Genomic DNA, 21,628 nt, shown 5'->3' with positions numbered 1-21,628 from the left:
ATTGCGTTAAGAATAGGTCCCATGGTCTTTGAAGAAGATTTTTTAAATTGCATAAAAGTTACATATTTGGAAATCCTAAAGAAAAAGTTTTTTAGGAGGAAGTTATGTGGGGATTTATTATTGCATTAATATCAGGTGCGTTAATGAGTATACAAGGGGTTTTTAATACGGGAATAACAAAAAGCAGTAGTATGTGGGCAGCAAATTCGTGGGTTCAGCTAACTGCTTTTTTAGTTTGCGTAATTGCATGGTTTGTTACAGGAAAACAAAATGTAATGGGGATGTTTCATGTTGAAAATAAGTACATGCTTTTAGGAGGCGTTATAGGTGCTTTTATAACAATGACAGTTATAAAAGGTATGAACAGTTTAGGTCCGGCAAAAGCTGTGCTTATTATTGTTATATCTCAGATAATTGTTGCATATTTAATTGAGCTGTTCGGTCTGTTTGGCGTAGACAAAGTACCTTTCCAGTGGAGCAAATTGGTTGGTGCCTTAGTTGCAATTGTGGGAATTTTTATTTTTCACAGGTAATTCAATTTTAAAATTGTTAAAAAAGTCAGTTGATAAGTATTGTTTATTTTTGTACAATTAGAGTAGCGTTCGTAGGGAAGCTCCGAAAGGAGAATGAATGGCAAATAAAATAATTATTATGATAACAGTTGTACTTGCAACATGTTCTTTTTTTGTTGGCTGTGGAAAGGATAATTCGGTGCAATTATCCGGTGAAAGTTCTAACGAAAGTGTGTTAGAATCAGGTAGCAAAAAACAGGAAACAAAAAATGATAATATATACGTATATGTTAACGGACAGGTTAAGTATCCGGGTGTGTATAAATTGAAGAATGGTGACAGAGCTTATAAGGCAATTAAGAAAGCCGGCGGTTTAACGAAGAATGCTAAGAAAAACAACATTAATTTAGCAGAAACAGTTGTAGATGCTCAAAATATTTATGTAATGTCTAAGAAAGAATACAAAAAGAGTCTTTCAAAGAAAAGCATATCTGGTGAAACTAATGATAGTTTAAGCGAAAATCAGGATATAAATAGCAGTCTGATTAACATAAATACGGCAAGGGAAAGTGAATTAACCAAGTTGCCTGGAATTGGAAACTCAAAGGCGGCAGCAATTATAAAATATAGAGAAGAGAATGGTAGTTTTTCTTCAAAAGAAGACATTAAAAATGTATCAGGTATAGGCGACTCAACCTATTCCAATATTGAAGATTTAATTACCGTATAGGATATAGATAGTAGGAGAGAAATAAAATGAAGGCTTTAGTGGTAGATGATGAAAAGTTAATTGTTAAAGGACTGAAATTTAGTCTTGAGCAGGACGGATATGAAGTGGATTGTGCCTATGACGGACAGGAAGCCATAGATAAGGCAAGAGATAAAGAATATGACATTATGCTTTTAGATCTAATGTTACCTGTATTTGACGGATATCAGGTTTGTCAGCAGGTTAGGGAATTTTCAGATGTTCCAATAATTATGCTTACAGCAAAAGGCGAGGATATGGATAAGATTTTAGGACTTGAATATGGAGCAGATGATTATATCACTAAGCCTTTTAACATTCTTGAAGTGAAAGCAAGAATTAAAGCGATTATAAGACGTAATCGCAGAAAAACTCCTACAGTACAGGAAGAACCAAAAGTAATTGTGTCAGGTAGCATGAAATTAGATATAGATGCAAAACGTCTGTACATAGATGAAAAGGAAATAAGACTTACTGTAAAAGAGTTTGATATTTTAAAACTTTTAGCTGAAAATCCCGGCAAGATTTATTCAAGAGAACAGTTGCTTACTTTAATTTGGGGTACAAAGTATCCGGGAGATGCGAGAACTGTAGATGTTAATGTAAGAAGATTAAGAGAAAAAATAGAAGAAAACCCTGCAAAACCAGAGTATGTTCATACAAAGTGGGGCATGGGTTATTACTTCCAGGGATAGAACAATGGAAAAAAAGTGGTTAAAAAAAATAATTAATTTATTAAGAAGCTTAAGATTTAAGATATTTATATCGGTGTCTTTACTAATAATGATACCAACAATAATTGTTAGTATTGTATTGGTAAATTTATCGGTAGACTCTTATAGTGATAAGAAGATAGAACGATTTAAAATAAACAACTCCATGCTAAAAAATAGCATAGTAAGTGAGGGTTATTTAGAAAAAAATAACCAGTCTAAGGTTATAGAAACTCAAATAGCACAGCTTGCAGGGGAACATAACTGTAGAGTACAGATTATTAACAGCCAGTATGTTATTGTTGAAGATACAGACAACAGTGCAGTTGGAAAAACAAGTGTTGCTGAGAATGTAATCAAGGCAATGGAGGGAAAAAGCATATTTATTAACAGCAAAAAAGGTAAATATGTTGAATTTGCCCAGCCTTTGATTATAAGCGTTAATGTTTCAAATAATATAGTTAATAACAAGTCAAGCATTATAGGTGTTTTGTATATCAGATATTCTATGGAGGATGTACAAAGCTATAGAAAAACAGTTGACAGATTTGCAGCAATTGCAGATTCGTTAGTTGCTGTTTTTGCACTTATTATGGCATGGATTTGTTCGGTAGCGTTTAACAGACCGATTAAGGAAATGTACGGTTCAATTAAGAGAATTACACATGGTCATACACATGATGAAAATAAGAGTAAATATCCTGAAATAACGAAAATAACAGAAGATTTCTCTCATTATGTAGATAGAATGAAAGCACAAAATAAAACAAGACAGGAATTTGTTTCAAATGTTTCCCATGAGTTAAAGACACCGATTACATCAATGAAGGTGTTGGCAGAATCCTTAATTGGAAATCAGGGGATGCCTGAAGAATTATATCAGGAATTTTTAGGTGATATTTGTAAGGAAATTGACAGGGAAAATGACATTATAACCGATTTGTTAAGTTTGGTTAAAATGGAAAAGCCGGATGTAGAACTTAATATTTCAACTGTAAATATCAATGAAATATTAGAGACTGTATTAAAACGACTAAAACCTATTGCTGAAAATAAAAACATCGAGCTTGTATTTGAAAGTTTCAGACCAGTTATTGCCGATGTAGATGAGATAAAATTTGCAAGCGTTGCAACTAACTTAGTTGAAAATGCAATAAAATATAACAATACGGATGGGACGGTTACAGTTTCACTTAATTCAGACCATCAGTATTTTTACCTAAAGGTAATTGATACAGGTATTGGTATTGCAGAGGAAGATCAGGAAAGAGTTTTTGAAAGATTCTTTAGAGTGGATAAGGCAAGAGCCAGAGAGACCGGTGGAACAGGTTTAGGTTTGGCTATTACAAAAGATATTGTTCTCAAGCATCATGGATCAATTAAGATTCATAGTAAAGAAGGAGAGGGAACAACATTTATTGTAAGAATTCCGCTTAAATATATTGTATAAGGGTGTAAAAATGAAAACTACAAGAATTTTAATTATTACCGTAATGTTAAGTATGGTTGCATCTTTGTTTGTTGCCTGTGGCAATAATGAAGAAAAGAAAAAATCAGGTTTGTCGGTTTACTACGTTTCAAAAAGTGAAAATACAGTTGCAACTGAACAACATAACCTGAAAAATAAAAGTACAATTCAAAGTATTGGTGAAATACTTGATTGCTTAACTACTCAGGGAAAAGAGCAGAATTATAAAAGTGCAATACCAAAAAGTGTAAAGGTAAACGGCTATGACTTTTTAGACGGAGTAGTGAAAATAGATTTTAGTAAGAAATATTATGACTTAAGTTCTAAAAGAGAACTGCTGCTTAGGTCTTCAGTTGTTTTAAGTCTTATACAGTTAAAGTCAGTTGAGTACGTTGCATTTACTGTAGAAGGAAAACCATGTACAGGAAAAGACGGAAAGTATTTAAATGCAATGAATGCTTCTGATTTTGTATCAGATTTAGGAAACAATAAGCAGGATAAACAGGATTTTATTTTATATTTTTCTAATGAAAAAGGGACAGCATTAAAAGAATATAAATTAAAAAATGTTAAATATGGAAATAAAACAAAGGAAAGATACATTGTTGAACAGCTGATTAAAGGTCCTTCCAGAAAAGGATTTGTAGGAACTTTGTCTTCCCAAATTAAGATATTAAGCGTTGTTACAGCGAACAGTATCTGTTATGTAGACTTTGACAGTAATTTCTTAACAGAACGAAATCAGGTGGCACCTAAAGTTGTTATTTATTCTATTGTTAATTCACTATCGGAACTTGATAAAGTTCATAAGGTTCAGATAAGTGTTAGAGGTGAAACTTCAATTAAGTACAATGAGGAAATTTCTTTAGAGCAGCCATTTATAAGAAATTTAGATTTAATTAAATAGAAGGTGAAAAGCATTAAACGACCAATTTTTATATCATTTTTGGCTTTTGTATTTGGAGAGTTTATTGCTGAAACTAATTTATATAGTGGAATAAGGATTGGGATTATAATTACTTCCATTGTATTTATAGTAGGTTATACAATCATCACTAAACAACAGGTAAGTTTTTTAGTGGTGATTTTTTTGTTTTTGGTTATGGGTTTAGTTATTACGAAATCAGAACAGGCTACCAGAGATGAGATATATTCCATTGAAGACGGTAATGTTAAAGTAAGTGGGATAGTTGCAAAAATAACAGAAACGAAAATGGGGTACGGAATTTATTTAAGGAAATCCAAATTTGACGCTGGAAAAAATGAAAATATAATTGTATATGCAGAGGATGTTTCTAAAATAAAAATAGGCAATGTAATAGAAGTGCGGGGAGATTTTGAACAATTTGAAAATACACGTAATCAGGGCAATTTTGACAGCAGGAAATATTACGAAAGTCTTGGTATATACGGGACGCTTAGTGCTAATAAGATTGTTGTAATCGATAAAAGAGTCAACATTTTTAAAGAAAATATACGCCAGTTAAAAAGCTTTATTGAAAAAAGACTTGATGATATATGCAATAAAAATAAATGGAATTTGGAAATATTAAAAAATAAAGATTCCATGTATGAGGCAATACTGTTAGGTGATAAAAATAATCTGGATACTGAAATAAAAGACTTGTACGCTTTTTCGGGAATTGCTCATGTGCTTGCTATTAGTGGGTTGCATATAAGCATCATTGGCATATTTATTTACAATAGCCTTAGAAGGAAATTTAAGTTTTTTGTATCAGCATTTTTTTCAATAATAGTGGTGTTTTTATTTGGCTTTCTGTCAGGCATGGCTGTGGCAACAATTAGGGCAATGGTTATGTTTGCATTAAGATTAATAGGTGATGCCATAGGAAGAAATTATGATGGTCTTACGTCTATGTCCCTTGCAGGAATACTGTTACTTATCAACAATCCTTTTATTATTTACAATTCGGGCTTTCAGATGTCCTTTGCAGCAATTTTTTCCATAATAATAGTATGGAAAAAAATAGAGTATGTTTTTCAGTTTAAAGAAAAAATTAGAAATTTAGACAAAAACAAAGAGAACGATAACGTTATATCTAAAAAAGATAGAAGAATAAATAAATTAAAAAAAGCAAAGTACAAATGTGAAAGCTCCTTAATGTTTAGTGCAGTAGTGTCAATATTTATGAGCCCTATAGTAGCATATAATTATTATTCATTGCCAACCTACGGGTTCTTACTTAATCTTATAATTATTCCGCTAATGAATATTGTTGTTATATCAGGAATTGTTGGAATTATGTTGTCTTTAATAACAACAACGTTAGGAGTAGTAGGCATAATGCCGGGAGCGTTGGTTTTAGAATTTTATGAGAAATTATGTGATTTAATGGCTGATGTACCCTTATCAAATATAACTGTGGGAAAGCCTGAAGTATGGCTGATAGTGTGTATTTATATATTATTTCTAATAGGAGTGTGTTGGTTAGAAAAAAGAAGAAAACAATTTGAAAGGGAAGAAAAAGTATTACGGAAAACTGTTCCTTTAGGCGGGATAACAATGATTGAAAAATTAAATATAGAAAGAAATAGAAGAGTAAAGGAGTTACAATTATACAGCGTTTTCCTTTTGCAAATTGTTTTATTCCAAGTTGTGATTTATGGTTATTATCCTGTAAAAAATAACATTGTGAATAGTAGAAAACTAAATATATCAATGCTTGATGTGGGACAGGGTGATGGGATATTTTTAAGAATGCCTAACAACACAACAATGCTAATAGACGGTGGAAGCACCACAGTAAAAAATGTGGCAAAGAACAGAATTGTACCAACTATTCAGTCAAGGGGACATGGAACAATAGATTATGTGGTAGTTACACATTGTGATGAAGACCATGTTAACGGTATAAACGAGCTTTTAAACAGTAGTATCAAAAAACTAAAGATTAAAAATATCATATTGCCTGACATATATTTAAAGGATGAAAAATACATGTCAGTTGTAAACAGTGCAGAAAACAATAAAATAAATGTACTTTACATTACAAAAGGGAATAGCCTGAAAATAGGTAATGTGAAATTTACCTGTTTAAGTCCCGGAACGGAATACATAAATGATGACCGAAATGATTATTCAACGGTTTTGAGATTGGAGTACCATCAGTTTTCAATGGTTTTCACAGGGGACATATCCGGTGAAATCGAAGAAAAAATACTGGAGGACAAGTTAGTTGTTAATAATATAAGGGCATGTGTTGCCTTAAAGGTAGCTCACCATGGTTCAAAATATTCTACAACAGACAGGTGGCTTGAGAAAATAAAGCCAACTTATTCATTTATTTCCGTAGGAAAAAACAATATGTACGGGCATCCCACACAGGAAACTTTAGATAGATTGGAGCAGGTGACTTCCAAAATATTTAGAACAGACTATTCAGGAGAAGTGGATATAATAAGTGATGGCAAGGAGATTAATATAATAGAAAACATAAAAAATACAGATAAGTAATAGTGGTTACTTGTTCATAAATTTAATGTATGTTAAAATTATGAACAATGTAAGAAAAAAGATACAATTATGGAAAGGCAGAAAAGTGAAAACATTATCAGAAGATATAAAATCAGGAAATTTTAAAAATGCATATTTAATTTGTGGTGAAGAGGAATACCTAAAGCTTAATTATAAGAATCAGATGATTAAGGCAATTGCAGGTGACGATACCATGAATCTGGCTTTATATGAAGGAAAAAACTTCGATGTTAATGAAGTAATAGATAATGCTGAAACATTTCCTTTTTTTGCAGAACACAGATTAATAGTTATGGAGTCAACAGGGCTTTTTAAAAGCGGTGGTGAACAATTAGCGGAGTATATGTCAAAAATACCTGAAAGTACGGTTTTTTTGTTTGTAGAACAGGATGTGGACAAAAGAAGCAAGATGTACAAGGCTGTTAAGGCTAATGGTTATATTTGCGAGATTAACAGACAGACGGAAAAAGACTTAAGTATGTGGGCTGCAAGAATATTTGCACATGACGGTAAGAAAATAACTAATGCTAACATGTCGTATTTAATAGGTAATGTTGGAACGGACATGGAAGTCCTTTCCAGAGAAATCGAGAAGCTTATTAGTTATGATCTAGACAAGGACGTTATATCCAAAGAAGATATAGATGCGGTGTGTATTAAACAGTTGAACGTTAGAATATTTGACATGGTGGATGCAATTTCCGTAAAGAATCAAAAGAAAACTTTGGACTGTTATTATGAGTTAGTAGCAGAAAAAGAACCACCAATGAGAATATTGTTTATGGTTTCAAGACAGTTTAACTTAATCCTTCAGGCAAAAGATTTATCAGCAAGAGGCATGGATAGAAATGCAATAGCATCTGTAATGGGTGTGCAGGGATTTATTGCAAACAAAAGCATTAATCAAAGCAGAAACTTTTCTGTAAATGAATTAAAGCTGGCATTAGCAGATTGCGTTGCAACAGAAGAGAATATAAAAAAAGGCATAATGGATGAAAACATAGGAGTAGAAATGCTCTTAGTTAAATACAGTAGAAAGAATTAAAATAAGAAAAAATAAATAAAAAAATAGAAAGAATAAAACAAAAAGAATAAAATAGAAGAACTAAAAACAAAAGAGATAAACAAAAGATAAAAATAAGCAAAATAAAACGCCGGTTAAAAACCGACGTTTTATTTTGTTTGCTTAAAATTAAGCAATTGTGTTTACTAATTTTGTTAATCTAGAAACTTTTCTAGCTACGTTGTTCTTGTGGTAGATACCCTTTGAACCAGCCATTGTAATAGCCTTTGTAGCTGCCTTTAAAGCTGCTTCAGCTGCTACCTTGTCGTTAGCTGCTACTGCTGCTTCAACCTTCTTGATTGAAGTCTTAACTGCTGACTTAACGCCTTTGTTTCTTTCGTATTTTGTCTGATTAACTAAAATTCTTTTCTTTGCTGACTTAATGTTAGCCATTTTTCTTACCTCCGCGATAAATAAAAATTATAAAATTTGATTTCCGTTGAGAGAGATTGGAAATCAGTTTCATAGTCTGTATCCTTTGGAATATGCGGACTAGATACAGACATCAAGATTTATTCTAGTAAAAAAGCACAATGTTGTCAATACTATTTGTAGATAAAAACAGAATAAAAATAAAATAACAAATGACAGAACAAAAAAGGTAAAGCAAAAAGGAGATTAACCATGAAAAATATTTATACAGATTTAGCGCTGGAAGAAAGAGAAAAGTTTAACAGGGATATTCAAATAGAAGGAGTTGAAAGTTATCAGAAAAAAGAAAATAGCGTAAACATGCTGACCACAGTTGTAAAAATTGTTAATGAAAAAGGAAAAGAAACCATGGGCAAACCAATTGGAAGCTATATTACAATGGAATCTCCCAAAATCAGATATTCTAAAGAAGCCCATAGAAGAGAGCTGGGAAAGTTTTTATGCAATTATTTAAAAGAGATTACATCAAAAGAAAATATCAAATCAATCCTTATAGTAGGTCTTGGAAATTCAATGGCGACCCCTGATGCATTAGGTCCCAAAACTGTAAGGGATATAATATGCACTAAGAACATATATTGTATGGCACCGGGGGTTTTATCACAAACAGGCATGGAAACTTACGACATTATAAAAGGTGTGGTGTCCCAAATTGATCCAGATTTAATTATTGCAATAGATTCTTTAGCAGCAAGAAACGTTAGAAGAATTACAACAACAATTCAAATAACAAACACAGGCATTACCCCAGGCTCAGGAATCGGAAATCACAGAAAAGGTCTAAACGAAGAAAGTCTTGGAAAAAAAGTAATAGCCATAGGCGTGCCAATGGTTGTAAGTGGTGCAACAATTGTAAATGACACAATGGAAAATTTAATAAGAATACTTTCAAAAATAGAAAACAATCCGATTGGAAATGCTTTTAAAGACTACACACCACAGGAAAAATATCAATTGTTTGAGGAACTATTGTCAGAAGAAACAGAGGACTTGTTTGTGACACCAAAAGATGTAGATGAAATTGTTGACAACTTAAGTAAAATAATTGCACATGGCATTAATGATTTTTGCAGGGAAGTGTTGTCATAAACTAAAGCTTTTCCACATATATTATATAAGTGGGACAAAGGTGGGGGAAATATGTGTAAAGGTACTTTTTTTCAAAATCTCATGAAAATAATAATCGTAATATTATGTGTATATATTGGAGTAAGGTGCGTAAGCATAATGACTAAAGAGGAGATAAAAGACCAGACAGGCAATGTTATAAACGATGCATCGGACATAATTGTCAAGGAACTTGTGGAAAATGGTGATGTAATGAAACAATATATGTTATATATTGAAAATCACAAATCTTTATCGACAGCAGCAAAGAAAAAAGTCCTTAACGAAATAGTTTCTGAGTATATTGCAAAAAGTGAATACACTTATAATATTGATGATCCGGGTTACAAACAAGTAATTAATCTGGTGTATGAAAATGCGAAAAGCACGGAAACAAAAGAAAATCCCACAACAAAGAAAAATATAGATAAGACAAACAAAACAACAAAGAAAATCAAAAAAGATAAAGCTGTTAAAACAGCCACAAAAACAATTGTACCAAAGCCAAAAATTAATGGAAAAGTTTATACGGAAAGCAATATTGGAAGTTTCAACAACATTCTTAGCAAGTATTATATTGTAACGTCTGCCACAACATTTAAAGAAGCGGATATGCCTTTAAAATCAGCCATTAATGAAAAATTCAAAATAAAGGGAAATAATAAAAAGCCCCAGATTCTAATATATCATACTCATTCAAGGGAGGAGTTTGTAAATAGCAACGGAAATGATGACACCACAATAATCGGAGTAGGTGACAGACTTTGCAAAATCCTAAAGGAGCAGTTTGGTTATAATGTAATCCACGACAAAACTTATTATGACATTGTAAATGGAAGACTGGACAGAAATGAAGCTTATGACCAGTCAAGAGTAGGCGTAAGAAAAATTATAAAAAAATATCCGTCTATAAGTTTGATTTTAGATGTTCATAGAGATGGTGTAAATACAGGGACAAAACTTGTAACTGAAATAAATGGTAAGTCTACAGCACAGGTTATGTTTTTTAATGGGATGTCAAGATTTAAGACAACTGGAGATATAGGATATTTATACAATCCTTATTTATATGAAAATCTAGCTTTGGCATTTCAAATGAAACTTAACGCGGAATGTTATTATCCGGGTTTTGCAAGGCATAATTATGTAAATGCATATAAATACAATTTAGATTTGTGTAAACAATCTATGCTTATAGAAGTGGGTGCACAAACTAATACATATCAGGAGGCAAAGAACGCAGCAGAACCGTTAGCCTGGTTAATAAATATCGTAATGGGAAAAAATAAGGATAATAACTAAAAAAGTTACTATCCTTAAAAACATTATAAAATCCATATTATATATTGATTTATAAGTTATTTATTATTATTAATTAATAAATAGTTGATTTGATTATAAATAGTTAATAATCAAATAATCATTAATCAACTGTTATTTGTTTCCTGTAGAACCAAATCCGCCAACTCCACGAACTGTTTTTGAGAGTTTCCCAACTTCTGTAAAGTCAACTTTTAAAAATGGAGCAATTACCATCTGGGCAATTCTGTCACCAGGTTCAACAGTTTTAGCCTCGTTAGAGTGATTGTATAGTGCAACAGTGATTTCACCTCTGTAGTCAGCATCAACAACTCCGACTTTATTTGCAGGGGCAAGTCCTTCTTTACATGAAAGACCGCTTCTGGCATATACGAAACCTGCATAGCCCATAGGAATTTCCATTGCGAGTCCTGTGCCGATAAATTCAGTTGCTCCGGGAGCAATTGTAACAGGATTATCAATTGCAGCATATAAATCTGCACCTGCTGCGTATTCAGAACCGTATGTTGGTATTACAGCATTTTCCTTTAATTTTTTTATGTTCATAAAATACCTCGTCTATTAAATGTAAAATAATTTTTTTGACAATATTGCAAAACTACAGTTGCTTTTCCCACAAGACAATTTTCTTCTCTTTTAGAGTTTCAGGAATTTTAATTAATCTCTGATTCTCTGAGCCTCTAAATGTAAGAGAAATGTTTCGTAAGGCTTCAATGTAAGGCCCGTCAACTAAAACATCTATATAAGATAACAACTCTCTTGTCTCAGGATACTTAACATACATGTTTTCCATAATATCCTTTTCAAAAACATAACCTGTAAAACACCAGATGGTTTTGTCGGGATAGACTTCTTTTATTTTGCGTGCCAATGGTAAAAGACCACGTTGGTTTTCAATTTCCAATGGTTCGCCACCAAGAAAAGTAACGCCGGCATAAGCACCAAAACTTAAAGTGTCAATAATATAATCAATAGTTTCCTGTGTAAACTCTTTCCCGTAATTAAAATCCCAAGCCTGTTCATTAAAGCAACCGGGACATCTATGATTGCATCCGCTGACAAAAAGGGAAAGTCTGATTCCCGGTCCATTTGCAATATCATATGTTTTTAATTCAGCGTAATTCAAAAAATCACTCCTTAAATATTGTTTCTGACAGCTTTACTTACAACATCTGCAACATCAGGATTAAATGCTTCAGGTAAAATATTTTCATCATTTAATTCATCATCAGGAACAAGTGATGCAATTGCAAGAGCAGCAGCTAATTTCATTTCTTCTGTAATCTGCTTTGCACGACCTTCTAAAGCACCCTTGAAAATTCCAGGGAATGCTACAACATTGTTTACCTGGTTAGGGAAGTCAGAACGACCAGTTCCAACAACTCTTGCACCTGCAGCCTTTGCTACATCAGGCATAATTTCAGGAACAGGGTTAGCCATTGCAAAAATAATAGCGTCCTTATTCATTGTTTTAACCATTTCTGCTGAAACCATGTTTGGAGCAGAAACACCAATGAAAATATCTGCACCAACTAAAGCGTTTGCAAGTTTTCCCTTTTGACCTGAAAGGTTAGTAACTTCTGCCATTTCTTTCTGAGCCCAGTTTAAATCTTCAATATCTTTTGAAAGAATGCCGTATAATCCACAGATAGTAACATCCTTAAAACCGTAAGTTAAAAGAAGTTTGCAAATTGCAATTCCTGCAGAACCGTCGCCATTAATTACAACCTTGCAGTTTTCCTTTTCTTTTCCAACAACCTTAAGAGCATTAATAATTCCTGCTAAAACAACGATAGCAGTACCATGCTGATCATCGTGGAAAACAGGTATATCAAGTTTTTCCTTAAGTTTGCTTTCTATTTCAAAACATCTTGGAGCTGAAATGTCTTCTAAGTTAATGCCACCAAAGCCGGGAGCAATTCTTGCGACGGTGTCGACAATTTCATCAGGATCCTGTGTGTCAAGGCAAATAGGAACGGCATTTACACCACCAAATTCCTTAAATAAAACAGCTTTTCCTTCCATAACAGGCATTGCTGCTTCAGGACCAATATTTCCAAGACCAAGAACTGCGCTGCCGTCAGATACAACAGCTACAGTGTTTGCTTTCCATGTATATTTGTAAACATCATCAGGGTTTGCAGCGATTTTTCTGCAAGGTTCTGCAACACCCGGTGTATAAGCTAAAGATAAATCTTCGCGGGTTTTTACGTGACATTTAGCTTCTGTGCTTAATTTCCCATTTAATTCTTCATGCAATTTTAATGCTTTTTCATTAGTTGTCATGATAAACCTCCATATATATTTAATTTTACGTGTTATGAAACTACACAACTCAGATAAGTATACCATAATTTAAAAATTAACACTATGATTTTTTGGTGGTGTGTGTTAGAATATGTATCTAATGAATTTAAAAAGTCTTTAGGGAAGTCCCCTAGTGAATCCCATGTGAATTATAAATCAATATTACTTTTTATATTTACAATATGAAAATCAATTTATTTACTACGGACAGAAAATTTGGCTCTGTTTGTGAAAGGAGATTATTAGTAAAATGAGAGAAAAATTGCAATCATTACCAGTGGGAGAGTTAAGAAAAATTGCAAAAGAAAATGGCATAAAATCTGTTACAACATTAAGAAAACAACAGTTAGTTGACATGATTTTAGAAGTTACACAGAGAAAAGAAAAAGAAGCTTCAAGCAGTGAACCGGAAACAGTTGAAAAAAGTGAAGCAGAAACAGCCACAAACAGTGAAGCAATACAGAGTGACGATAATAATGAAAAGAATATAGAAAAAGAAAGTGGAAAATCTCATCCTACAGCAGAATATGGTACGGGAGAACATAGAGTTAGAAGAAGAGTTGTTCATAAGTCAAAGGAGGAACAGATAGAACATAAAGATGAAATTCCAAATGAACAAGGCAAAATGAGAACAGGTATTTTGGAAGTTATGCCTGATGGATTCGGCTTTATAAGATGTGATAACTTTCTACCGGGAGATAATGACGTTTACGTTGCACCATCTCAGATTAAAAGATTCAGACTTAAAACAGGAGATTATGTAACAGGTAGAGTTAGAGAAAAAAGAGAAAATGAAAAATTCGGTGCTTTATATTATTTAGAAAAGGTTAATGACGAACCACTAGATAAAGTAATGAACCGCCCTAATTTTGAAGATCTTACACCGATTTTTCCAAATGAAAGATTACACTTAGAAACAGATGGTCACAGTACAGCAATGAGAGTTGTGGATTTGGTAAGCCCTATTGGAAAAGGACAAAGAGGAATGATAGTTGCCCCACCAAAGGCAGGTAAAACAACATTACTTAAAGAAACAGCAAAAGCTGTATTAAAAAATAATCCCGAAATGGAAATCATAATTCTTTTAATAGATGAACGTCCGGAAGAAGTGACAGATATTAAGGAAGCAATCAGAGGTGACAATGTTGATGTTATTTATTCAACATTCGATGAATTACCGGAACACCACAAGAGAGTTTCAGAAATGGTAATAGAGAGAGCTAAAAGATTAGTAGAACATGGGAAAGATGTAATTATCCTTTTAGACAGTATTACAAGACTTGCAAGAGCCTATAACATGACTGTTCCACCAAGTGGAAGAACTTTATCAGGTGGTTTGGATCCGGCAGCACTTCACATGCCAAAAAGATTTTTCGGTGCAGCCAGAAATATGAGAGAAGGTGGCAGTCTTACAATTCTTGCAACTGCGTTAGTTAATACAGGAAGTAAAATGGATGACGTAGTATATGAAGAATTTAAGGGAACAGGTAACATGGAACTTGTACTTGACAGAAAATTATCAGAGAAGAGAATATTCCCTGCAATTGATATTGCACAGTCAGGAACAAGACGTGAAGATTTATTGTTAAGCAATGACGAATTAGGTGCTTCATATATAATAAGAAAAGAAATGAACGGCATGAGAAAAGAAGATGCAGTAGAGCAGATTCTAAATTTATTTGCCAGAACCAAAAATAATGATGACTTTATTAAGCAAATCGCCAAAATTCGAGTAAGCCATAGCAGAAGATAAGTTTTTTTATAAAAAAATGAAATCTTTTTGATAAAAGGGTTGTAAACTATGAAATGCTATGTTATAATGGCTAGGCTATTGAGTAAAAACGGATTGGCGTTGCCAATATGCATAAAAAATAATTCAAAGAGGTGAATGTAATGAGAGAAGGAATCCATCCAGATTACCAGGAAGCAACCGTTACATGTAACTGTGGTAACACATTCGTAACAGGTTCAACAAAACCAGAGCTTCATGTTGAAATTTGTTCAGCATGTCATCCATTCTACACAGGACAGCAGAAAGCTATTTCAGCTCGTGGTAGAATTGATAAGTTCAACAAGAAATATGGTATCAAATAATTTTTAAGGATAACAGGTTGAGAAGCAATTCTCAACCTATTTTCGTAATTAGATAAATTTTTGTTACAAAAGGTGAATTATATATGAGAAATAACAAACTAGGCTCTTCCGGCATTGGCGGTCAGGCTGTCATGGAAGGGATTATGATGAGAAATAAGGAACACTATGCTGTGGCAGTAAGACAGTCAGACGGTTCCATAATTGTAGATACACAGGAATATAAAGGCGTAACAGGAAAGAGTAAGAAATTTCAATTACCATTCATCAGAGGAATTTTTAGTTTTGTGGATTCTTTAGTATTGGGAATCAAGACACTAACATATTCCGCACAGTTTTTTGATGATGATGAAAACTTTGACGAGGAACCGGGACAAATTGAAAAATGGCTTTTAGGAAAAGTTGGTGATAAAGCTGAAAAAGTTATAATGGGACTTACAGTGGCGTTTTCCGTTATAATTGCAGTAGCTTTATTTATGGTTTTGCCATTATTTATTGCTGACTTAATGGAGAAATGTATTCCATGGGTTAAAACTTCTTACGTGCCGGCTATTGAAGGCGTGGTAAAGATTCTTATTTTCATAGGATATTTATTATTAATTTCTTTAATGAAGGATATTAAGAGAACGTTTATGTATCATGGAGCAGAGCATAAATGTATTAACTGTATTGAGAACGGTCATATACTAACAGTCAATAATGTAAGAAAAAGTTCACGTTTTCACAAAAGATGTGGTACAAGTTTTCTTTTAATTGTTTTGGTTATTAGTATTATGTTTTTTATGATTATAAGAACAGATGTTGTTTGGTTAAGATATTTTCTTAGAATTCTGATGGTGCCTGTAATAGCAGGCGTGTCTTATGAGTTCATTAGAAAAGCAGGTACATCTGATAACAAAATCATCAATGCTTTAAGCATGCCGGGCCTTTGGATGCAGAAAATAACAACAAAAGAGCCTACTGACGACATGATAGAAGTTGCCATTGAGGCTGTTGAAGCTGTATTTGATTGGGAACAGTATTTAATTGATAATGGAATTGCTGCAAGAAGACCAAGAAAAGTTAGAAAGCAGGTTTCAAAAGAAAATATAGCGGATATTAATCCGGATGTTGATAGAGTGTTAAATATGTCAATAGATAATGCATTAAAGAGAACATATGTTGATAATTCTGTGAATCCTGAAAGGGATAACATTGGAGATAATGACTTTGAAACATACAATCAGGGAGTTAATAATCAGCAGGAAGAAAAGAAAGTTAAAACAGGTTCAGGATATAATTGGAAGTTTTAGTTATTGAACTGATAAAAGATGCCATACAACAGTTAGAGAAAGCAAACATAGCAGATGCAACGGTTGACAGTTGGCTTTTATCAGAGGACATATTAAATGTAAAAAAACAAAATTATTATATGAATATGGGTATTACTGTTAATGAAGAATTAGCAGCAAAATACAAAGAAGCTGTTAATAAAAGAGCAGAGCATATACCTTTACAGCATATTATTGGGTATCAGCAGTTTTTGGATTATAAGATTTTGGTTAATGAGAATGTTTTAATCCCAAGACCTGAAACAGAACTTTTGGTTGAAAAAATTACTGGTTTTATAGGTAATAATGAAATGAAAGTTCTTGATATGTGTACAGGCTCAGGTTGTATAGCAATAGCTGTTGATAAAATGTGTGACAAGGCATCAGTTGTTGGAGCAGATATTTCAAAAGATGCCTTAGAGGTTGCTGTAAAAAACAACGCCTTAAATCATGCAAATGTTGAATTCACAAAGAGTGATATGTTTTCAAACATAGAAGGAAAATATGACGTAATTGTTTCCAATCCACCGTACATTCCAACTAAAGATGTTGTGGAATTAGAACAGGAAGTAAAGGAGCATGATCCACTTCTTGCGTTAGATGGAAGTGATGACGGATTAAAATTTTATAGAATTATTAGCGAAAATGCTGTAGAATACTTAAGGGAAAAAGGAATGCTTTTTCTGGAGATTGGATATGACCAGGGAAAAACAGTTCCTGATTTGCTAAAAAACAATGGATTTACAAATATAAAAGTTTTTAAAGATTTATCGGGGCTTGACCGTATGGTTGTTGCCGGAAAGGAATAAAAATGTTTGATAAATTAGATGGTATACTTGAAAGATATGACGAAATATTAGAACAGTTAAATGATCCTAACGTTGTTAGTGATCAGTCAAATTTTAGAAAACTTATGAAAGAACAAAGCGACTTGGCTCCTATTGTTGAATTGTACAAGAAATATAAAGAAGCTAAGCAAACTATTGAAGACAGCCTTGCAATTCTTGATGAAGAATCAGATGAAGATATGAGAGAACTTGCAAAGGAAGAATTAAACGGAGCAAAGGCATCTATTCCGGAAATGGAAGACCAGTTGAAAATTCTTCTTTTACCTAAAGATGAAAATGATGACAAAAACGTTATTGTTGAAATCAGAGGTGGTGCAGGTGGTGATGAAGCTGCTTTATTTGCCGCTGAATTATACAGAATGTATTGCATGTACGCTGAAAGCCAGAAGTGGAAAACAGAAATGATTTCTGTAAATGAAAATGGTCTTGGAGGTTTCAAGGAAGTTGTATTTATGATTAACGGTCAGGGAGCTTACTCAAGATTAAAATATGAAAGTGGTGTACATCGTGTACAGCGTATACCTGTTACTGAGTCAGGTGGTCGTATTCATACATCAACTGCAACAGTTGCAATTATGCCTGAAGCAGAAGAAGTTGACGTAGAAATAGATATGAACGATTGCCGTTTTGATGTATTTAGAGCATCAGGTAACGGTGGACAGTGTGTAAATACAACAGACTCTGCTGTAAGACTTACACATATACCAACAGGAATTGTAATTTCATGTCAGGATGAAAAATCACAGTTAAAGAACAAGGATAAAGCTTTAAAGGTACTTCGTGCCAGACTTTACGAATTAGAATGTCAGAAGAAACAGGACGCAGAGTCTGAAGCAAGAAGAAGCCAAATTGGTACAGGAGACCGTTCTGAAAAAATCAGAACATACAATTTCCCACAGGGACGTGTAACAGATCACAGAATTAAATTTACTACACATAGACTTGAAAACATTATGAATGGTGACTTAGATGAAATCATCGATAATTGCGTAGCAGCAGATCAGGCTGCAAAATTAGCACAAGTAGAAGATGAATAAAGTGGATCGAATAATTTATCTTTCCCAGTAAAAATAGCTACAGTTAGAAATACACCTTGTTCTAACTGTAGCTATTTTTTATTGTGAAAAGCAAATAACATAATTTTCTATACTGAATAGCATGGTGTGCCTAATATTGTTTCGTAGGATGAACAAATCTTGTCTGCCAGACTTACAATGTAGCTTTCTCTGTATTTTGGTGGCTTAATGTTTAATGGAAACATATGCTTGGCAATAATGTCCATTTCAATGTTTGTTAATTCAAAATCTTTACTTGCATTATTTAAGGCTGTTTGCGCGTGACTAAAACCATGCCATTTGTGGGAATCGTCTGCCACGTGCCAATCATAAAGAAAATAATCGTGTAGCAGTGCACCACGAATTAAACTGTTATAGTCGCATCTTAAATGCATTTTCTTTGCAATGTAAAAACTAACGTAGGCAACAGCTACACAATGTTCTAAAGTTGAAGTGTCGCCATGTTGAATGTATTTATCCATTCTTTTTACTTTTTCATTTTCAATTATAGGTTTTGCAATTCCTGCAAACTCAATTCTAATAATTTCCTTATTCATAGTAACCTCATTGTAAAAAACTCTAACTATTTAATTATATGGTAAAAAAACTGGATTTGCAATTGTTTACTTATTATTCTTAGGTTATAATTTAAATATGTAAAATTTGTGAAAATACTAAAGTGAATTATTTTTAAACGAAAGAGATTAGAAGGTTATTTGCCTGCTTATATGCAGACAAAGGTAAAATAAAAATTTTTGACTCTGTAGTTTAAAAAGCTTTTTTAGTATTTCAGAAAAGGAAGAATATGCCAAATATTATTGAAATACAGGATTTAAACAGTGAAGAATTAGATATATACGGAAGATTTTCAGAGAGCAGATTATTAAATTTATATGCACCTAATGGCGGGATTTTTATTGCTGAAAGCCCAAAAGTTATTGAGAGAGCATTGGATAGTGGTTACAAGCCTGTGTCTGCTTTAATTGAAAAGAAACATATTGAAACACAAAGTCAGGAAATCATAAAGAGATTAGGGGATGTACCAATTTATACAGGAGAGTTTGATTTGCTTACTAACCTAACAGGCTTCAAGCTGACCAGAGGAATGCTTTGTGCAATGAAGAGAAAAGAACTTCCTACGGTAAGTGAGGTTTGCTATAATGCAAAAAGAATAGCTGTGCTTGAAGACGTGGTAAATCCAACAAATGTGGGGGCAATTTTTCGGTCGGCGGCAGCTTTAAATATTGATGGAGTAATACTTACATCAACTTGTAGCAATCCTCTGTACAGAAGAGCAATAAGAGTAAGCATGGGGACGGTTTTTCAGATAAAATGGACAATTGCCCACACTAAGAAGAAAAACATTAACGAAATTTTACACGAATTAGGCTTTAAGACGGCAGCAATGGCTTTAAAGGAAGAAAGTGTAAATATTGATAATGATGCTTTAATGAATGAAGATAGGCTTGCAATAATTCTTGGCACTGAAGGGGAAGGTCTTACAGAAGAAACAATAAATGGAAGTGACTATACAGTGTGCATACCAATGTCTAACGGCGTGGATTCGTTAAATGTTGCGGCGGCAAGTGCAGTTGCGTTTTGGCAGTTGGGAAATAAATAAAAGGTATTGATTTTATAATGAAAGAACAAAACAACAGAATAGTTCGAAAAGAAAAATATAATATAGCCGGGTTGAAAGTTTTAATGACAACTTATTACGAAGAAACATACAAAAGAGCAGAAAAATATATTGCTAAAGATGAAAACTGGGATGAAAAGGAGGCTGACATTGTCATAGACTTGGGTAATGAGACCTATGAAAAAATCTATGACGAATATATGCCTTATTTAAACTGTGAAGCCATAGAGTATATATATACAGGAAGTTATTTTCATCATCTATTGTTAAAATACAATGGGTGTATGCTTCATTCATCAGGTGTGGTTGTGGATGGATATGCATATTTGTTTTCGGCAAATAGCGGCACCGGGAAATCAACTCATACAGGGCTGTGGTTGGAACATTTTAAAGATAAAGCTTATATAATTAATGATGACAAACCGGTGTTGAAAAAAGAAAATGACAGTTGGTACGTTTATGGAACACCATGGAGTGGTAAATATGACATTAATGCAAATAAAAAAGAACTTCTTGGTGGGATAGTTTTTTTGGAGAGGTCCAAGACAAATTATATAGAACCATTGCAGGTAAAAGATGCAATTCCGTTATTCTATAATCAGACAGTAAAAAGTTTCAAAAAAGTTGAAAACATCGAGTTAGTGTTAAAAACTTTAGAACAGGTATTAACGGAAAATCCCATATACAAAATGGGCTGTGACATATCAGATAGTGCAGTGGAAATGGCTTATAATACAATCAAAATTACGGAGGCTAGGATGAAAATAAAACAGGGATTTATTTTAAGAAATGTTGCCGGGAACAATGTTGTTGTGCCTGTAGGTGAGGCAACAATAGATTTTAATGGCATGATGAGTTTAAATGAAACAGGCGCGTTTTTGTTTGAGAAAATGATAGAGGGAACAACGAAGGAGCAGTTAATTGAGCAATTAATGAGCCAGTACGAAATTGATGCAGATACTGCAAAAAATGACGTTGAAGAATTTATTGAGAAGGTAAAGAAGGAGAATTTGTTTGAATAAAATAGTTCAAATAGAAGATATAGTTCCCATTATTGAAGAACAGCTTAAATCAGGCGGCAAGGTTAGTTTTACGCCAAGAGGAACAAGTATGTTACCTTTGTTTCGGGACAATGTGGATACGGTTATTTTGGCAACACCGGAATTTACATTGAAAAAGTACAATATTGTATTTTATAGAAGAAATAACGGTCAGTATATTTTACATAGAATTGTTAAAGTACAAAAAGACAGCTATAAAATACGGGGAGATAATCAGGTAGTTAATGAGTATGGTATATCAAAAGATAACATAATTGCTGTGGTTGTGGGATTTAAAAGAAATGGAAAAGAATATACAACAGCTAATATTTTATACAAAATTTACAGCATTATATGGGTTAAAACGGTTCTGCTTAGAAAATGTTATAGGAAGGGTAGAAGAATTCTGTCCGGAATAAAAAGAAAAACATTAAGAAAAGACGATTAAAACGATAAATGAAATGAGTAACAGAGACAAT

At 33.1% G+C, this 21,628-nt stretch carries 22 protein-coding genes; 17 read left to right on the top strand and 5 right to left on the bottom strand.

All coding sequences use genetic code 11. From position 1 onward, the window contains the following. The first annotated feature begins 104 nt into the window (after window positions 1-104). The 7 genes from DWZ69_RS04365 (at window position 105) to holA (ending at window position 7,982) form a co-directional block, all read left to right on the top strand. On the top strand, window positions 105-533 hold the full coding sequence (locus tag DWZ69_RS04365; RefSeq protein WP_117998869.1) for a DMT family transporter: 429 nt from the start codon (window positions 105-107) through the stop codon (window positions 531-533). Window positions 534-630: 97 nt separating this feature from the next. Next, window positions 631-1,242 carry a helix-hairpin-helix domain-containing protein gene (locus tag DWZ69_RS04360; protein WP_117998870.1) on the top strand — a complete coding sequence of 204 codons (612 nt, stop codon included), beginning with the start codon at window positions 631-633 and terminating at the stop codon, window positions 1,240-1,242. A 26-nt stretch (window positions 1,243-1,268) separates the two neighbouring features. Beyond that, window positions 1,269-1,955, top strand: coding sequence for a response regulator transcription factor (locus DWZ69_RS04355; protein ID WP_117998871.1), 687 nt, complete (start codon window positions 1,269-1,271; stop codon window positions 1,953-1,955). 4 nt (window positions 1,956-1,959) lie between these two features. After that, a complete protein-coding gene (locus DWZ69_RS04350; protein WP_158561042.1) occupies window positions 1,960-3,423 on the top strand; it encodes a HAMP domain-containing sensor histidine kinase in 1,464 nt (487 codons plus the stop codon). 10 nt (window positions 3,424-3,433) lie between these two features. Then, entirely contained in the window at window positions 3,434-4,348 is a 915-nt protein-coding gene (locus DWZ69_RS04345) for a GerMN domain-containing protein (protein WP_118436231.1), read from the top strand. 3 nt (window positions 4,349-4,351) lie between these two features. Further along, window positions 4,352-6,916, top strand: coding sequence for a DNA internalization-related competence protein ComEC/Rec2 (locus tag DWZ69_RS04340; RefSeq protein ID WP_117998874.1), 2,565 nt, complete (start codon window positions 4,352-4,354; stop codon window positions 6,914-6,916). An 85-nt stretch (window positions 6,917-7,001) separates the two neighbouring features. Continuing rightward, window positions 7,002-7,982, top strand: coding sequence for a DNA polymerase III subunit delta (holA, locus tag DWZ69_RS04335; protein ID WP_022164807.1), 981 nt, complete (start codon window positions 7,002-7,004; stop codon window positions 7,980-7,982). A gap of 147 nt (window positions 7,983-8,129) precedes the next feature. Here holA and rpsT read toward each other — a convergent pair whose 3' ends face one another. Continuing rightward, entirely contained in the window at window positions 8,130-8,393 is a 264-nt protein-coding gene (gene rpsT / locus DWZ69_RS04330) for a 30S ribosomal protein S20 (RefSeq protein WP_117998875.1), read from the bottom strand. Between the two features lie 231 nt (window positions 8,394-8,624). On the opposite strand from rpsT, the gene gpr reads away from it, so the two are divergent. Further along, window positions 8,625-9,521, top strand: coding sequence for a GPR endopeptidase (gene gpr / locus DWZ69_RS04325; protein ID WP_117998876.1), 897 nt, complete (start codon window positions 8,625-8,627; stop codon window positions 9,519-9,521). A gap of 138 nt (window positions 9,522-9,659) precedes the next feature. Continuing rightward, window positions 9,660-10,841 (top strand): stage II sporulation protein P, encoded by a 1,182-nt coding sequence (gene spoIIP, locus DWZ69_RS04320; RefSeq protein ID WP_158561044.1) that lies wholly within the window; start codon window positions 9,660-9,662, stop codon window positions 10,839-10,841. A 132-nt stretch (window positions 10,842-10,973) separates the two neighbouring features. On the opposite strand, the gene dut is transcribed toward spoIIP, so the two are convergent. The 3 genes from dut to DWZ69_RS04305 are packed head-to-tail and all read right to left on the bottom strand — an operon-like array spanning window position 10,974 to window position 13,145. Then, window positions 10,974-11,405, bottom strand: a complete 432-nt coding sequence (dut, locus tag DWZ69_RS04315) for a dUTP diphosphatase (RefSeq protein ID WP_117998878.1) — start codon at window positions 11,403-11,405, stop codon at window positions 10,974-10,976. Window positions 11,406-11,457: 52 nt separating this feature from the next. Then, window positions 11,458-11,985, bottom strand: coding sequence for an anaerobic ribonucleoside-triphosphate reductase activating protein (gene nrdG, locus DWZ69_RS04310; RefSeq protein WP_117998879.1), 528 nt, complete (start codon window positions 11,983-11,985; stop codon window positions 11,458-11,460). A gap of 11 nt (window positions 11,986-11,996) precedes the next feature. Beyond that, window positions 11,997-13,145, bottom strand: a complete 1,149-nt coding sequence (locus DWZ69_RS04305) for an NADP-dependent malic enzyme (protein WP_117998880.1) — start codon at window positions 13,143-13,145, stop codon at window positions 11,997-11,999. 271 nt (window positions 13,146-13,416) lie between these two features. Here DWZ69_RS04305 and rho point away from each other — a divergent pair, with 271 nt between their 5' ends. The 5 genes from rho to prfA all read left to right on the top strand — a co-directional run bounded on the left by rho (window position 13,417) and on the right by prfA (window position 18,452). Next, window positions 13,417-14,919, top strand: a complete 1,503-nt coding sequence (rho, locus tag DWZ69_RS04300) for a transcription termination factor Rho (RefSeq protein ID WP_117998881.1) — start codon at window positions 13,417-13,419, stop codon at window positions 14,917-14,919. Between the two features lie 140 nt (window positions 14,920-15,059). Further along, window positions 15,060-15,260, top strand: coding sequence for a 50S ribosomal protein L31 (gene rpmE / locus DWZ69_RS04295; protein ID WP_022165814.1), 201 nt, complete (start codon window positions 15,060-15,062; stop codon window positions 15,258-15,260). An 83-nt stretch (window positions 15,261-15,343) separates the two neighbouring features. Beyond that, window positions 15,344-16,549, top strand: a complete 1,206-nt coding sequence (locus tag DWZ69_RS04290; RefSeq protein ID WP_117998882.1) for a DUF1385 domain-containing protein — start codon at window positions 15,344-15,346, stop codon at window positions 16,547-16,549. Continuing rightward, window positions 16,537-17,376 (top strand): peptide chain release factor N(5)-glutamine methyltransferase, encoded by an 840-nt coding sequence (gene prmC / locus DWZ69_RS04285; protein ID WP_243002559.1) that lies wholly within the window; start codon window positions 16,537-16,539, stop codon window positions 17,374-17,376. Before DWZ69_RS04290 ends, prmC begins: the two co-directional genes overlap by 13 nt. 2 nt (window positions 17,377-17,378) lie before the next feature. Continuing rightward, the gene (prfA, locus tag DWZ69_RS04280; protein WP_117998883.1) at window positions 17,379-18,452 is read left to right on the top strand and encodes a peptide chain release factor 1; all 1,074 of its coding nucleotides are present in this window, start codon (window positions 17,379-17,381) and stop codon (window positions 18,450-18,452) included. 107 nt (window positions 18,453-18,559) lie between these two features. On the opposite strand, the gene DWZ69_RS04275 is transcribed toward prfA, so the two are convergent. Then, window positions 18,560-19,027 carry an HD domain-containing protein gene (locus DWZ69_RS04275; RefSeq protein ID WP_117998884.1) on the bottom strand — a complete coding sequence of 156 codons (468 nt, stop codon included), beginning with the start codon at window positions 19,025-19,027 and terminating at the stop codon, window positions 18,560-18,562. Between the two features lie 248 nt (window positions 19,028-19,275). Between DWZ69_RS04275 and DWZ69_RS04270 the strand changes: the two genes are divergently transcribed. Genes DWZ69_RS04270 through DWZ69_RS04255 form a run of 3 tightly spaced genes read left to right on the top strand, consistent with a single transcriptional unit; the run spans window position 19,276 to window position 21,597 of the window. After that, window positions 19,276-20,091 carry an RNA methyltransferase gene (locus DWZ69_RS04270; RefSeq protein ID WP_117998885.1) on the top strand — a complete coding sequence of 272 codons (816 nt, stop codon included), beginning with the start codon at window positions 19,276-19,278 and terminating at the stop codon, window positions 20,089-20,091. 17 nt (window positions 20,092-20,108) lie between these two features. Continuing rightward, window positions 20,109-21,131 carry a PqqD family peptide modification chaperone gene (locus DWZ69_RS12235; protein WP_243002560.1) on the top strand — a complete coding sequence of 341 codons (1,023 nt, stop codon included), beginning with the start codon at window positions 20,109-20,111 and terminating at the stop codon, window positions 21,129-21,131. Further along, window positions 21,124-21,597 carry a S24/S26 family peptidase gene (locus tag DWZ69_RS04255; protein ID WP_117998886.1) on the top strand — a complete coding sequence of 158 codons (474 nt, stop codon included), beginning with the start codon at window positions 21,124-21,126 and terminating at the stop codon, window positions 21,595-21,597. Before DWZ69_RS12235 ends, DWZ69_RS04255 begins: the two co-directional genes overlap by 8 nt. The last annotated feature ends 31 nt before the right edge of the window (window positions 21,598-21,628 follow it).

This window comes from Eubacterium sp. AF34-35BH (assembly GCF_003477765.1).
Lineage (GTDB): Bacteria > Bacillota > Clostridia > Lachnospirales > Lachnospiraceae > Eubacterium_G.
The sequence above is the reverse complement of the archived record's forward strand: the minus strand, read 5'-3'. Positions and strand labels throughout refer to the sequence as shown.